At 71.0% G+C, this 14,143-nt stretch carries 11 protein-coding genes and 1 tRNA gene; 5 read left to right on the forward strand and 7 right to left on the reverse strand.

Going from position 1 to position 14,143, the window contains the following annotated elements:
* Positions 1 to 549: enoyl-CoA hydratase-related protein (locus tag H483_RS39890; RefSeq protein WP_238556273.1), on the forward strand; the 549-nt coding region annotated here is incomplete at its 5' end.
* Here the strand turns inward: H483_RS39890 and H483_RS27890 are convergent.
* From H483_RS27890 to H483_RS27900, 3 genes are all read right to left on the reverse strand, one after another.
* Positions 528 to 604, reverse strand: a tRNA-Met gene (locus tag H483_RS27890). The genes H483_RS39890 and H483_RS27890 overlap by 22 nt on opposite strands.
* Positions 605 to 717: 113 nt before the next feature.
* The gene (locus H483_RS27895; protein WP_017836591.1) at positions 718 to 3,750 is read right to left on the reverse strand and encodes a UPF0182 family protein; all 3,033 of its coding nucleotides are present in this window, start codon (positions 3,748 to 3,750) and stop codon (positions 718 to 720) included.
* Positions 3,751 to 3,816: 66 nt separating this feature from the next.
* Entirely contained in the window at positions 3,817 to 4,875 is a 1,059-nt protein-coding gene (locus tag H483_RS27900) for a PDZ domain-containing protein (RefSeq protein WP_017836592.1), read from the reverse strand.
* Positions 4,876 to 4,954: 79 nt separating this feature from the next.
* On the opposite strand from H483_RS27900, the gene H483_RS27905 reads away from it, so the two are divergent.
* Positions 4,955 to 6,328 carry a zinc-dependent metalloprotease gene (locus H483_RS27905; RefSeq protein WP_017836593.1) on the forward strand — a complete coding sequence of 458 codons (1,374 nt, stop codon included), beginning with the start codon at positions 4,955 to 4,957 and terminating at the stop codon, positions 6,326 to 6,328.
* Positions 6,329 to 6,364: 36 nt separating this feature from the next.
* Here the strand turns inward: H483_RS27905 and H483_RS27910 are convergent, their stop codons facing one another.
* The gene (locus H483_RS27910; RefSeq protein ID WP_238556274.1) at positions 6,365 to 7,009 is read right to left on the reverse strand and encodes a M48 family metallopeptidase; all 645 of its coding nucleotides are present in this window, start codon (positions 7,007 to 7,009) and stop codon (positions 6,365 to 6,367) included.
* A gap of 310 nt (positions 7,010 to 7,319) precedes the next feature.
* On the opposite strand from H483_RS27910, the gene H483_RS27915 reads away from it, so the two are divergent.
* Positions 7,320 to 8,183 carry a hypothetical protein gene (locus H483_RS27915; protein WP_152427928.1) on the forward strand — a complete coding sequence of 288 codons (864 nt, stop codon included), beginning with the start codon at positions 7,320 to 7,322 and terminating at the stop codon, positions 8,181 to 8,183.
* Positions 8,184 to 8,191: 8 nt separating this feature from the next.
* Positions 8,192 to 9,508 (forward strand): AarF/ABC1/UbiB kinase family protein, encoded by a 1,317-nt coding sequence (locus H483_RS27920; protein WP_031264814.1) that lies wholly within the window; start codon positions 8,192 to 8,194, stop codon positions 9,506 to 9,508.
* A gap of 21 nt (positions 9,509 to 9,529) precedes the next feature.
* On the opposite strand, the gene H483_RS27925 is transcribed toward H483_RS27920, so the two are convergent.
* A complete protein-coding gene (locus H483_RS27925) occupies positions 9,530 to 11,650 on the reverse strand; it encodes an ATP-dependent DNA helicase UvrD2 (RefSeq protein WP_017836597.1) in 2,121 nt (706 codons plus the stop codon).
* A gap of 86 nt (positions 11,651 to 11,736) precedes the next feature.
* Between H483_RS27925 and H483_RS27930 the strand changes: the two genes are divergently transcribed.
* A complete protein-coding gene (locus H483_RS27930) occupies positions 11,737 to 12,030 on the forward strand; it encodes a mycoredoxin (protein WP_017836598.1) in 294 nt (97 codons plus the stop codon).
* Between the two features lie 13 nt (positions 12,031 to 12,043).
* Here H483_RS27930 and nudC read toward each other — a convergent pair whose 3' ends face one another.
* Together nudC and H483_RS27940 are read right to left on the reverse strand one after the other, a co-directional pair.
* Entirely contained in the window at positions 12,044 to 12,961 is a 918-nt protein-coding gene (gene nudC, locus H483_RS27935) for an NAD(+) diphosphatase (protein WP_017836599.1), read from the reverse strand.
* A gap of 98 nt (positions 12,962 to 13,059) precedes the next feature.
* Complete coding sequence (locus H483_RS27940) at positions 13,060 to 14,139, reverse strand: TrkA family potassium uptake protein (RefSeq protein ID WP_017836600.1); 1,080 nt, start codon at positions 14,137 to 14,139, stop codon at positions 13,060 to 13,062.
* Positions 14,140 to 14,143 lie beyond the last annotated feature (4 nt).

The following is a 14,143-nucleotide window of genomic DNA, read 5'->3' on the forward strand; positions in this document are numbered from 1 at the left end:
CGGTCGGCCACCCGCCTGCCGCGGCCGGTGGCCCTGGAACTCGCCCTGCTCGGCGACGCCCTCCCCGCCACGAGGTTGGCCGAACTGGGAATGGTGAACACCGTGGTTCCCGAGGGCAGGGCCCTGGAGACGGCGATGGAGACGGCCCGGCGCATCGCCGCCAACGCCCCCCTGTCGGTGAGGGTCGGCAAGAAGATCGTCGACGAGGCACCCACCTGGAGCCCCGAGGAGGCGTTCGGACGTCAGAGCGAGATGGCCAGCCCCGTGGTCCTGTCCGACGACGCCCGCGAGGGCGTGGCCGCGTTCGCCGAGAAGCGCGAACCCCGCTGGACNNATGCGAACAGACACCTGTCCACCATACGAGGACCGAACCGCTGCGTGGGCCGGAACACGAGGACAGGCGCGACGAGCGCTCCGGAGGCAGCTACGTTGTCCGCACTCCCGACCACGGCGTCGGCAAACTCGAACGAGACAACTCCAGAAATGACCTCAGGCCCGGCTCCCTCTCGGGAACCGGGCCTGGTGCGTGGTAGCGGGGACAGGATTTGAACCTGCGACCTCTGGGTTATGAGCCCAGCGAGCTACCGAGCTGCTCCACCCCGCGTCGTTTGCGTCTATGACACTACGTGCCACTCACCGCGGAAGGCAAATCGGTGAACGCAGAACGACCGGAACATGACTCAACTCACACTGCGCCTCCCATTCATGCAGGTCAACTCAGTTCCCGAGTGCCTGGTAGGCGTCGACGGCCTCCTGCAGATCCTCCAGGGCCCGACCCAGTGAGGACAGGTCCCCGCCCTGGGCCGAGCGGACCGCGTTCAGCGCCTGGTTGATGTTCCGCACGGCTGCAGCCCTCGCGGCGTCGTCCGTCCCCCCGGTGGCCGGGGCCGCCGGGCGCGGAGCGGTGGCAGCGGTGGGAGACGCGGCGTCCTCCGCCTCGGCTTCCGCCTCGCCGCTCTCGTCGATCCGCACGACATCCGGGTCTGCCTCGATGCCCACCTGGCGCAGCGCTTCGTACAGCGTCGGCGCATAGCCCACCGCACGGTCGTAGCTGACCATCACGCGGAGCAACCTGGGGAACGCCGAATCCTGGTCCTTGCGCTGCGTGTAGATGGGCTCCACGTACAGGACGGAGTCGTCCGCCAGCGGCAACGCGAGCAGGTTGCCCTCGGTGATCTCGGCCGTCTCGCCCCACAGTCGGCGGTCCTCGGCGATCGCCGGCGAGGCAATCATGATGTCCTGCGCCTGGTTGGGTCCCTGCGCCAGGGGTTCGGTGGGCCGCTGCACCCGGACCGTGATTTCGCCGTAGGTGTCCGGGTCCGAGCTCGCCGACATGTGCGCCGCGAGGAACTCGCGCTCGTACCCGCGGAACGCGGAGATGAGCTGGAAGGAGGGTTCGTCCGACTCGGGGTCTGTCGGATCGGAGACCACCACGTAGTACGGCGGCTGACTCGGCCCCTCCACCGGACCGGCGTTCGCCGCCTGGGCACCCGCTGGTCCACCGGCCGGTCCGCCCGGGGGCGGGGTCGGGTTCTGGATCGACGAGGTCACCGTGGGATCGGACGGCACCGACCAGAAGGCGTCGTTGGTGAAGAACTGCCCCGGGTCGTCGACCTGGTACCGGGCCAGCAGCTCACGCTGGACCTTGAACAGGTCCTCCGGGTACCGGAGATGCTGTTCGAGCTCCTCCGAGATGGCGTCCCTGGGCTGCACGATCCCGGGCAGGGCCTTCATCCAGGTCTGCAACACCGGGTCCGACTCGTCGAACGCGTAGAGGTCCACCGTGCCGTCGTACGCGTCGACCGTGGCCTTGACGGAGTTGCGGATGTACGAGACCTTCTCGTCCGGCAGGACCCGGCCGCCCGCCTCGTTGGTCGAGTCGGCCGTCATGGCCTCCAGGGAACTCAGTTCGGCGTACGGGTACGTCTTGAGAGTGGTGTAGCCGTCGACGATCCACTTGATCCGGCCGTCGATCACGGCCGGGTACGTGTTGGTATCGGTCGTCAGCCACGGCGCGACCTTCTGGACACGGTCCCGGGGATCGCGGTCGTAGATGATCTTGGAGTCCGAGCCGATCAGGCTGGACAGCAGGATGTTGCGCTCGGCGAACCTCAGGGCGTACGCCGTGCGGTTGAGCCAGTTGCCGATCGGGACGCCGCCCTCACCGGTGTAGGTGTACTGCTCGGTGTCCGTGTCGTACTCGCGGGGACCCTCACCGTTGTCGCCGACGATCGCGTAGTCGGGGTCGGCCTGGGCGATGAGCGGACCGAAGTAGGTCCGCGGCTGGGTCACCGGGATCACCATCTCCTGGCCGCTGTTGATGGCCTCGAGGTCCGAGATCTGGAAGTTCGGCAGGCCGCCGCGGTCCGAGCCCGCGTCATCGGCGATCTCGTTGACCCGGTTGGCGGGCGCGGAGACGAACCCGTTGCCGTGCGTGTAGACGGTGTGCCGGTTGATCCAGTCTCGCTGATTGGCCTGCAGGGACTCCGGGTTGAGCTCGCGCGCGGCCACGAGGTAGTCCCGCATCTCACCGTCGATGGTGTAGCGGTCGATACTCAGCGTCTCGGGGAAACCGTAGAAGTTGCGCAGCTGGTGAAGCTGGGTGAAGGTCGGCGAGAGCACGTTCGGGTCGAGCACACGGACGTTGGACAACGTCGTGACGTCCGACCCCGCCTCCCGTGGGTTCGGATCCGCCGAGCCCCAGCCCTCGATGTAGGTCACCCGGTCGTCACCGATGTCGTACGCGGCTCGCGTGGCCTCGATGTTGCGGGCGATGTACTCCCGTTCCTTCTCGGCGCGGTTGGGGTTGACCGAGAACTGCTCGACCGCCAGCGGCCAGACCGACCCCACCACGAGCGCGGAGAACAGCAGGAGCACCGTGGCGAGCGCCGGGATGCGCAGATCCCTGATCACGATCGCGGAGAAGAAGGCGATCGCACAGACGATGGCCACGGAGAACATGAAGATCTTGGCCGGGATCAGGGCGTTGACGTCGGTGTGTCCGGCACCGGTGAACGTCGCGTTCTCGCGGAAGAGCAGCTCGTACCGGTCGAGCCAGTACGCCGCCGCCTTGAGCAGGATGAACAGTCCCGCGAGACTGACCAGCTGGATCCGCGCGGCGCGGGTCAACGCCCCTTCGCGCGCACCGGGCCGGAGCCCACCGAACAGATACTGCGTGACGAGATTGGCGAGGAACGCCAGGACCACGGCGACCATGAGCCAGGTGACGAGCGACCGCCACAGGGGCAGCTCGAAGGCGTAAAAGGAGATGTCGATCCCGAACTGGGCATCGGTCTGCCCGAACGGGGTGGAATTGAAGAACGCGAGCACCTGCTGCCAGCCCGTCTGTGCCACGGAGCCGGCGAGCAGGCCGAGCGCGACGGGGACCCAGAGGACCGTCTTGCCCGGTGAGTCGCCGAGCGCGGCCCGGTATCTCGCCAGCGCGTCCGGCATCCCCGGTTGCGCCAGGAAGACCGGCCGGTACCGGTAGGCCAGCAGGATGCCCGCGACGACCGCGAGTCCCACGAGCAGGGCGACCACCACGAAGAGACCGATCCGCGTGAGCAGCTCCGTCCTCATGACGGTGGTGGCGTCGACCGAGGAGAACCACAGCCAGTTGGTGTACGTGGAGTTGATCCTCGGTAGCACCTGGATCAGGACGATGAGGATGACGATTGAGATGGCGACGGCTCGGCCGCGACGTGAGATCGCGATCGGCCGACCGGGATTACCGGGCGGGCGGACGGACACCGGGGAAGCTCCTGGACTGCTGGGGCGGACATGCTCGTGGAATCCACCTTACGGAAAAGCCCCGACTCACTCGCAGGTCGGTGGCTGCCCCCCGGAAACGGCCTCCTCCAGCGCCTCCATCGCGCCCCGGAGCGTGTCCACCTCGATCAGGCGGATCCCTCCCGGTGGGTCCTGCACGGCCTCCGCACAGTTTGCGGACGGGACGAGGAACTCCGTGGCCCCCGCCTCCCGGGCGGCCCGGATCTTGTGGGTGATCCCGCCGATCGGGCCGACGGTGCCGTCGGGCCGGATGGTGCCCGATCCCGCGACCTGCGCGCCGCCCGTCAGTTCTCCCGGTGACAGCTTGTCCACGATCGCGACCGCCAACACCAGCCCCGCCGAGGGCCCGCCCACGTTCGGGTCGATGTTGATGTCGACCTCGGTCCCGTCCGCCGGGGTGTCACCGACGAGGATGCCCAGGCGGCCCTGGTCAGGATCGCCGTCCGGACCGGCGGGCTGCAACGTCGTCGTCGTCGTCTCCTCACGCCCGTCCCTGGTGAACCCGATCGAGACCTCCTCGCCCGGCCGCCGGGCGCTGACCTGCTCGACCACCGCGGTGGCGTCGGAGACCCGCTCGCCGTCGATCGAGGTCAGGACGTCCCCCTCACGGAGGCGGTCGGCGGCCGCGCCCTCGGGGTCGACGGCCTCGACCCTGGGCTGCATCGGGATCCCCAGGTACCTGTAGGCGGCGGCCTCCGCCGAGTTCTCCGACCCCACCATCTCGGCGGCGTTGGTCTCCCTCACCTCGTCCCGGGACCGTTCCGGGGGGAAGACCTGGTCACGGGGGACCACCACCTGTACCGGGTCCAGCCAGAACCGCGTGGCCTCGAGGAGGGTGAGATTGTCCCGAACCGCGACCGTGGTCATCCGCAGCGCACCGGAGGTCTCGTCCGCCTCCCGGCCGCTGACCTCGATGATGGGGACCGTCTCCACCCCGTCCTCGCCCTCGACCCGGACCTCGCCGAACGTGTCATAGGTGGGCCCGGGGCCCATGGCCACGAGCGGAACCGTCGCGGAGGTGGCCAGGACGAGCAGCAGCACCGCCGGGACCAGAGCGGCGAGGAGGGTCAGCAGTCGGCGACTCACGGAGGCAAGGGTAGTCCGCGGGCCGATACCGTGACGTCGGGCCCGGACCTGCGCACCCGAGGGGCTGTACCGTTGTGGCATGAACCAGCCCTTCGGTTTCTCCGCTTCCGATGACGACGGTCGCGACGACGACCGGAGCCGCGACCCGGGCGGCCCCGGCGGTTTCGACCCCTCCCAGTTCGGCCAGTTCGGCCAGATGCTCTCCCAGTTCGGCCAGATGCTCGGCTCGATGGGATCGGCGATGAGCGGACCCGGCACCTCGGGTCCGGTCAACTACCAGCTCGCCCGCACCGTGGCCCTGCAGGCCCTCGGGCGCACCCCGGTCGTGACCGAGGCCTCCCGGACCGCCGCGCAGGAGTCGATCCGCCTCGCGGAGCTGTGGCTGGACGAGACCACCGTGTTCCCCTCCGGCGTCCACCGGACCGAGGTCTGGACGCCCCAGCAGTGGGTCGAACAGTCCCTCCCCACCTGGGAGAAGATCTGCACCCCGGTCGCCGAACAGATGAACTCGGCCACCAAGGGGGCGATGCCGGAGGAGGCGCGCCAGCTCGCCGGACCGCTGCTGGGAATGCTCGACCAGATGGGTGGCATGGGCTTCGGGATGCAGCTCGGTCAGGGACTGGGCAAGCTCGCCCCGGCCGTGCTCTTCTCCTCCGAGGTGGGTCTGCCCTTCGCGGACGACGGGGTGAGCGCCCTGTGTCCGACCGCGATCGACGCGTTCGCCGAGGAACTCGACCTCCCCCGCCAGGAGGTGCTGGTGTTCCTGGCCGCGCGGGAGGCCGCCCACATCCGGTTGTTCGCGGGTGCGCCCTGGCTCCGGGCGAGGGTCCTGGCCACCGTCGAGGAGTACGCCCGCGGGATCCGGGTCGACACCTCGGGCCTCGACGACCTCGCCTCCGGTCTCGACCCGTCCATCCTCCAGGACCCCGCCAAGCTCCAGGAGCTGCTGTCCGGCGGGGCCGGTGCCATCGGACCCAAGGTCACCAATGTCAACGAGGCGGCACTCGGCCGCCTCGAGACGCTGCTCGCCCTGGTCGAGGGCTGGGTCGACGCGGTCGTCACCACCGCGGTCGGCGATCGCCTGCCCAGCGCCGACAAGCTGCGCGAGATGTGGCTGCGCCGCCGCGCAACCGGTGGGGCGGCGGAGCAGGCCTTCGCCGGTCTCGTCGGTCTGGAACTGCGCCCGCGCAAGGCGCGCGAGGCCTCGGAGCTGTGGCGCCGGGTCTCCGAGGCGGTCGGCACGGACCGTCGGGACGGCCTGTGGAGCCATCCGGACCTGCTCCCCGTGGGCGAGGACCTCGAGAACCCGGCCGCGGTGATCGACCGGCTCCTCGACGAGACCACCGGGGATCAGTCCGGGGTCGACGAGATCGAGAAGTTCCTCCGCGAGTCCGGGGGCGAGGCCGGCGGCGGATCCGGCGGCGAGGCGGACGGACCCGCGCGGGACTCCTGACCCGCGGGGTCGCCTGAGGTCAGGGACCGTCTGAGGTCAGGGGCCGTCGTCCTGCACGAGGTCCCCCACTCCCTCGCCGCCATCGGCGGCTCCGCCGGGTCCCCGCCCGAGGGTCCTGGAGTGGGCCTCCAGGAAGCCCATGGCGCGCTCGGTCCGCGGATAGTGTCGCACCACCTCCCAGAAATCCTTGGTGTGGCCGCCGGGCACCACGAGGTGGGCGAGTTCATGGACGACGACGTAGTCCAGCACGTACGCGGGGACCTCCCGCAACGCCTCGCTGACCCTGATCTCCCCCGACGCGGGGGAGCACGAGGCCCACCGGGTGGTCATCGCGGGCACCCACCGGATCGACGCCGGTCGCGCGCGTCCCTCCATCCACCTGTCCGACAACGAGATCGCACGTCGCATCAGGTCCTCATCGGACGCCTTGACCCCCGACCGCCCGGCGGAACGACGCAGTCGCGACAGCATGTCGGCGACGAGCCGGCGTTCCTCGGCCCGGGGCAGCCCGGCCGGCATGAGCACGACCACGGCCCCGCCCTCCACTCGTGCGGAGACCGTCCTTGTGCGGCGACGCGACCGCCGCACCTCGATCCTGGGGTCATCGGGGCTGGTGGGTAGCCCGTCGGCGGGTACCGAACCCTGATCGACGTCGGCTTCCGGGTGGGGCGTGGGTGACACGCCGACCACGGTAGACGACCGGTGACCGTTCGGTTCTCCACAGGTCGCACCGGGTGCGCGGGGCCTGTGGACAACTCGCCGACGAGCGTCCCCGCGACGACCGCGCACGTGCCACGATGAGCCCGTGTCATCAGCGACCCGCTCCGGTGTGCGTCCACCCCACGCCGATGTTCTCCCATCCCCTTCCGGTGCGCCCACGTCCCCAGACACACCCACGTCCCCAGACACACCCGCGTCCCCACACGCGGCGATCGGACCCACCCAGCGGGATCCCGTCCGGGCCGTCCTACGGGCCGGGACCGTCGTGGTGGTGCGCGACCACGACTCGGTTCAGGTGGGCCTCGCGCCGGACCGCGCGGTCGTGGTGGCCGCCCCCGGGTCGTGCGGACCGCGGGGTCTGGCGGCACTGCTCCTCGAGCTCGAAGGCGAGTCCGACCTCGACGACGCCGCCGCCCGGGCCGGGGTCGACGCCACTGATCTCCCCGCCGTCGCGGGGATCCTCGTGCGCCTGGCCGAGCTCGGCCACGTCCGGCTCCTCGGCCCGCACGCGCCCACCCCCGACTCCGTGCCGGCCCCGCGGCCGCCCGCCATCCGGCAGGTCCACATCCTCGGCAGGGGGCAGGTGTCGGAGGTACTGCGCGGACCGCTGTCGGTCAACGGATGCCGGGTCACGACCAGCTCCGACCCCGGTCTGGCCTTCGACCCCGACCGGCCGCCCTGGCACCGGCGCGGTCCGGTACCGGACCTGGTGATCCTGACCGGTTCCGTCGCGGCGGATCCCGTGGTGGTCTCCGCACTCACCCGGTCCGGCCAGCCCCATCTCCACGTGCACACCCGCGACGGACGAGTGGTGGTGGGCCCCACCGTCATCCCCGGGCTCACCCCGTGCCTCCGCTGCGTCGACCTGTTCCGTGCCGCGCGTGACCCGCGGTGGCCGTACGTGGCGGCCCAGCTGGTGGGCCGGTGCCCCGCTGCCGGCGTGCCCGCGCTCACCGCGGCCGCGGCACTCGTCCTGGCCGAGGTCGCCGCCACTCGTGAGTCGGACCACCCCCTCCAGACCGTCGGCGCATCCATCGAGATCAACCCTGCCGAGGGGCTGTGGAGGAGACTCGAATGGCCCGCCTCCGGGCGCTGCACCTGCGGCGCGGCGACACAGGGCCATCCTCTGTCATGATTGGAAGCGTGTCCGAACTCCCCCGTACCTCATCCCGCCGAGCAGCTCGCCTCGCAGGCCTGCCCCTGGGAATCGCCGGACGAGCCGCGGGGTCCCTGGGCCGTCGTGCCCTGGGCAGAAGCGACGGTGTGTTGACCGAGGAGCTCGCCGACCAGGCGGCCGAACAGGTCTTCGCCGTTCTCGGAGAGCTCAAGGGCGGGGCCATGAAGGTGGGCCAGGCCCTCAGCGTGTTCGAGGCCGGGATGCCCGACAAGTACGCCGGCCCGTTCCGGGAAGCGCTCACCAAACTCCAGGCGGAGGCGCCACCCCTCCCCCCCGCCGAGGTGGAGAGGGTCCTCGACGCCCAGCTCGGACTGCGGTGGCGGGAGCGATTCGCGGAGTTCAACACCTCCGCGGCCGCCGCGGCCTCGATCGGCCAGGTCCACCGCGCGGTCTGGGCGGACGGCCGGGAGGTGGCGGTCAAGGTGCAGTACCCCGGGGCCGACGAGGCGCTGCGATCGGATCTGCGTCAACTCCGACGACTCGCCCCACTCCTGCGGCCGCTCACCCCCGGCACCGACGTAAAGGGGGTCATCGACGAGTTGTACGACAGCGCCGTGGCCGAACTGGACTACCGGGGCGAAGCGGACACCCAGCGGGTGTTCGCTTCGGCGTTCCGCGACGATCCGCAGATCCACGTGCCCGCCGTGCTGGCGTCGGCGCCCAAGGTCCTGGTGACCGAGTGGGCGGAGGGCCGCACGCTCGGCCGGATCGCCGCGGGCGGCACGCAGGACGAGCGGAACCGGGCCGGAGAGCTGTTGACGGAGTTCCAGTTCTGCTCCCCCACCCGCGCCCGGATGATGCACGGCGATCCGCACCCCGGTAACTTCCTGCTCGCCGACGACGGGCGGATGGTGGTGTTGGACTTCGGTGCGGCGCTGCCCCTGCCGGAGGGCATGCCCGCGGCGCTGACCTCGATGATGCGGCTCGCGTTGGCCGGGCAGGCCGAGGAACTGGTCGCCTTACTGGCACGGTCCGGGTACGTGGGCCGGGGCGGCGTGGACCCCGCCGACGCGATGTCCTTCCTCGACCCCTTCATCGAACCGATGCGCACTGACGAGTTCCACTTCGACCGCAAGTGGTTGCAGGGCATCATGGCCGCCTACGGGGACGTCTCCGGACGGGAGTTCCGGACGTCGCGCTCGTTCACACTGCCCCGCGACTACGTCCTGATCCACCGCGTGCTCTCGGCGTCGGTCGGCATGTTGTGCCAACTCGAGGCCACCGCGCCCTACCGGGAGATCGTCCACCGCTGGATGCCGGAGATCTTTCCCGACGAGGAGTGATCCGCACCGGATCGCGCCGGGTCAGCCCTCGCGCACCAGCCGCAGGACCTCGTCGCCGTACTCGCCGAGTTTGTGTGCCCCGATCCCGCCGATGCGCCCCAACGCTCTTGTGTCCGCGGGACGCTCGCGAGCGATCTGCACGAGCGTGTCGTTGGTGAACACCGTGTACGCCGGCTTTCCGATTCGTTCCGATGTCTCCCTCCTCCAGTCCCGAAGCCGCTCGAACAACCCGGTGTCGACCTCGACCGAGCAGTCCGGACACGATCCCAGCGCCCGGTGCATCGGCCCGGTGAGCCGCTCGCCGCAGCCACGACAGCGCCCCTTGTCCGCCGAGTCGGTCGTCTGACGGGCGGCGGCGGGCGCCGGGGACGGGCGCACCGGGTCCAGGAACCGGCTGGGGCGGCGGGTGGCGCGGCCACCGGCCCGGCGGCTGCGACTCCACGAGACGGACAGGTGCTCCCGCGCCCGCGTCACACCCACGTACAACAACCGCCTCTCCTCCTCGATGGCGTCCGGTCCGGCCTTGATGGCGTGACTGATGGGCAGGCTGCCCTCGTGCACCCCGAGGAGGAACACCGCATCCCACTCGAGCCCCTTGGCGGCGTGGAACGACGCCAGGGTGACCCCGCGCTCGTCCGGTGCGTGTCGCGCGGCCGCGCGGGCGCGGAGCCCCGCGACCACCGGCAGGAGCCCGGGGCGGTCCCCCGTGGTGGCGATCTCCTCCACCAGTCCCATCAACGCCGTGAGTGACTCCCACTTCTCCCTGGCCTGGGCTCCCGACGGCTCGGCTGCCGTGAGACCCAGCGGTTCCAGGGCCGCCCGGATCACCCGGACGACGTCGGTGGGATCGGTGAGTGTGGAGTGCTCCCCGGCCGCCGCCGCGTCCGAGCCGTCGACCAGTGTGTCGATCGTCGCCATCGCACGCCTGACCACCGTCCTGTCGAAGAAGCCCTCGCCTCCCTTGAGCCGGTAGCCGATCCCCACCTCGTCCAGCGCGGCCTCGATGCGCTCCGACTGCGCGTTGACCCGGTAGAGCACCGCGATCTCGGACGGGTCGAGCCCACCGTGGACCAGGTCGGCGATCGCGCCCGCCACGGCCTCCGCCTCCGCGTCCTCGTCCGCGTACTCGGTGAGCACGGGCTCGGGTCCGGCCGGTCGCATCCCACGGAGGGTGAGCCCGGCCGCCCGGAACCGATCGGCGCCGGACCCGATCACCGCGTTGGCGAGCTCGACGACCTGCGGTGTGGACCGGTAGTCCGACTCCAGGCGCACGACGGTCGCCTCCGGGTAGCGCTCTGCGAACCCGAGCAGGTAGTCCGGGTCGGCGCCCGCGAAGGAGTAGATGGTCTGGTTGACGTCGCCCACCACGGTGAGGTCGTCACGCCGGCCGAGCCAGGCCGACAGCAGGCGCTGCTGGGCGGGGGTGACGTCCTGGAACTCGTCCACCACGAAGCACCGGTAGCGGTCCCGGAACTCCTCGGCGATCGCCGGGACCTCCTCCACGAGGTCCGCCATGTGCCCCAGCAGGTCGTCGAAGTCGAGCATGCGGACCGGGCCCGACACCTTGAGGTCCTCGTAGGCGCGGAACGCCCGCGCCACCTCCGGGGCGGGGGCCGGGAGGTCACGCCCGAGCGCGATCGCACGCTCGGCGTAGGTGTCGGGGGTGAGCAGACTGGACTTGGCCCAGCCGATCTCGGTGAGGACGTCGCGGATCGTCTCCGTCGAGGGATCCAACCCCACCCGGCGGACGGCCTGGGCGACCGCCCGGAACTGCCCGTCGAGCAGCTGCCAGGGCTCCTCACCGTAGACCCGGGGCCAGAAGTAGGAGAGGTTGCGCAGGGCCGCCGAGTGGAAGGTCCGCGCCTGGACCGGGCCCGTCCCGGCCTCCGCGACCCCCAGTCCGGCGAGCCGCATGCGCAGTTCGCCCGCCGCCCGGGCGGTGAACGTGACGGCGAGGACCTGGTCCCCCCGGACGTGGCCGGTGGTCACCAGGTGGGCGATGCGCCGGGTGATCGTGCGCGTCTTTCCGGTGCCCGCGCCGGCGAGGATGCAGACGGGGCCACGCGGGGCCAGGACGGCCCGCCGCTGCTGGGGGTCCAGTCCGTCGAGGGCCGACTCCCGGACACGTCGCACGTCTTCCACGCCCCCATGGTGGCATCCTGCCCCGACACGGGTGCCCCGGGCCCGCCCCGGGAAGATTCCGCCATCGTGGGACGTTGGACCCGGGCATGAGCGAACTGAGGAACGACAGCGATCTCTCGACCGACGGCGTGGAGGCCCTGACCCTCTACACCACCTCCTGGTGCCCCTTCTGCACCCGGCTCAAGAAGCTGCTGGACGAGAAGGCGATCGGGTACGTCGAGATCGACGTCGACGCCGACGCCGAGGCCGCGGCGTTCGTGGAGAGCGTCAACGGGGGCAACCGCGTCGTCCCGACCGCCCTGTACTCGGACGGCACCACCGCCACCAATCCCCCGGCCTCGCAGGTCAGGGCCAAGCTCGCCGAGCTCGCGGACGCCTGACCCGCTGGACGTCTCACCCGCCGTCCACCGCCGCCACCCACGACCGGAGCATCACGTGGGCGATCGACACCGGCGGCGCCACCCGCAGCGCGCCCCGGCCGTCGAGCGCGGCGCGGACCTCGTCGACGTCGAACCAGGCGGCTTCACTGATCTCCTCGTCCTCGAGGACGATCGGCGCGTCCGGGTCGCCGATGGCGTGGAAACCCACCATCAGCGAGCGCGGGAACGGCCAGGGCTGACTGCCGAGGTAGCGGACGCGGTCCACGGCCACGCCGACCTCCTCCTGCACCTCGCGGACCACGCACCCCTCCAGCGACTCCCCCGCCTCCACGAATCCCGCGACGTGGGAGTACATCCCCGTCGGCCAGACCGGCTGGCGGGCGAGGAGTACCCGACGGCCCCCGTCGTGGACCAGGCAGATCACGGCCGGGTCCGTGCGGGGGTATTCGGGTCCGCCGTGGAAGGGGTCCTCGATCGCCCAGCCCGCGTCCACCCGGCGCGGATGGTGCTGCGGCTGCCGGCCCCGCACGGTGTCCCGGTGCCACCCGAGGAGCGCGAGGGCCTGCGATGCCAGCGCCCCGTCCCCGTCCACGAGGTCCGCTCCGGTCGACCGGAGGGTCGCCACCGACGGATCGTCGGGGAGCTCCTCCACCGGCATCGCCCAGAGGTGACGGCCCTCGTCCGTGAGCCCGAGGAACACCGCGGTCTCGGGCATCTGATCCGCGTGGTCCGTTGCGGACTCCACACGGAGGCGTCGACGGCCGCCCGCCACGGGATCGGTGGCGAATCGGTTGCGGCGGTCGATCCGCACCACCCGCGCGGTGGCCCACCCCCGCGCCAGGCCGTCGGCGTCCTGGCGCAGAGGCGCGGCCCGGTCGGGGGCGGCGACGGACAGGACGGGGTCGGAATCGAGGCTGAAGTCCATCGGCATTGTCGGGGTCCTTCTCGCGGATCGTGGGAGGCGGTCAGCGTATCCGGAGATCGCCCTGCCGACCCGGGCCGGCCGGGCCGACCGTCCCGGCGCAGGTATCAGCCCGCGACCATCCTGATGTAGAGCAGGCGGTCACCGGTCTCCAGGGCATCGGCCTGCGGTTCGTTGACCTTGATCAACTGGCCCTTGCGGACGACGCCCAGAACGAGCTCGGCGAGGTGCCGCGGCGACCCGCCGACCTCGGACTCCTCGACTCGTCGTTCGGCGATGGAGAAGCCCTCGTCGGGCGTCAGCAGGTCCTCCATCATCCCCACAACGGTCGGTGTGATGGTCGCCAGTCCGAGCAGCCGGCCCGCCGTCTCGGCGGAGACCACCACGGAGTCGGCACCGGACTGTTTCAGCAGATGCTTGTTGTCGGACTCGCGGACGGTGGCGACGATCTTCGCGTTGGGCGCGAGCTCCCGGGCGGTGAGCGTGACCAGCACCGCCGTGTCGTCGGAATTGGTCGCCACCACCACGGACGCGGCGCGCGTCACGCCCGCGAGCTTGAGGACGTCCGACCGGGTGGCCGAACCCTGGACGGTGACCAGGCCGCGCGCGGCCGCCGACTTGAGCGCCTGGGGGTCGGTGTCGACGACGACGATGTCGTCGGGAGCGGTGTCGTCGGCGAGCATCGCCGCGACGGCGGACCTGCCCTTGGTTCCGTAGCCTACGACGACGGTGTGGTTACGCACGAGGTTCCTCCAGCGCTGGATCCTGAGGGCTTGACGCGACTGCTCGGTGAGCACTGACAGGGTCGTACCGACGAGCAGGATCAGGAAGACCACCCGCAGCGGCGTGATGATGACCGCGTTGAGCAGCCGCGCCTGTTGCGTGATCGGGGCGATGTCCCCGTAGCCCGTGGTCGAGAGTGAGACCGTCGCGTAATAGATGGCGTCGACGGCGGTGATTCTGCCGTCGGGCCCGCCACCGCCCTCGTATCCCTCCTGGTCGAGGTACACCACGAGGGCCGCCAGTCCCAGCGCGAGGGCAGCCATCAGTACGCGCTTGCCGATCAGTCGCCACGGGCTCTCGGCGTTGGCGGGGATGCTCACCACGCCCACGAGGATGTGGTCGGGGCTCTCGTCCAGGGGGTCGCTGCTGCGGGAACGGGACGCGAGTGCGCGCTTCCTCACCATCGGC

The sequence above is a fragment of the Dietzia sp. UCD-THP genome, from assembly GCF_000349585.1.
Classification (GTDB): Bacteria; Actinomycetota; Actinomycetes; order Mycobacteriales; family Mycobacteriaceae; genus Dietzia; species Dietzia natronolimnaea_A.

Excerpts from the sequence above, each read along its gene's own strand:
- H483_RS27905 (WP_017836593.1), top strand. The coding sequence starts at position 4,955 with ATGAACCAGCCCTTCGGTTTCTCCGCTTCCGATGACGACGGTCGCGAC.
- H483_RS27930 (WP_017836598.1), top strand. The coding sequence starts at position 11,737 with ATGAGCGAACTGAGGAACGACAGCGATCTCTCGACCGACGGCGTGGAG.
- H483_RS27940 (WP_017836600.1), bottom strand. The coding sequence starts at position 14,139 with ATGGTGAGGAAGCGCGCACTCGCGTCCCGTTCCCGCAGCAGCGACCCC.
- nudC (WP_017836599.1), bottom strand. The coding sequence starts at position 12,961 with ATGCCGATGGACTTCAGCCTCGATTCCGACCCCGTCCTGTCCGTCGCC.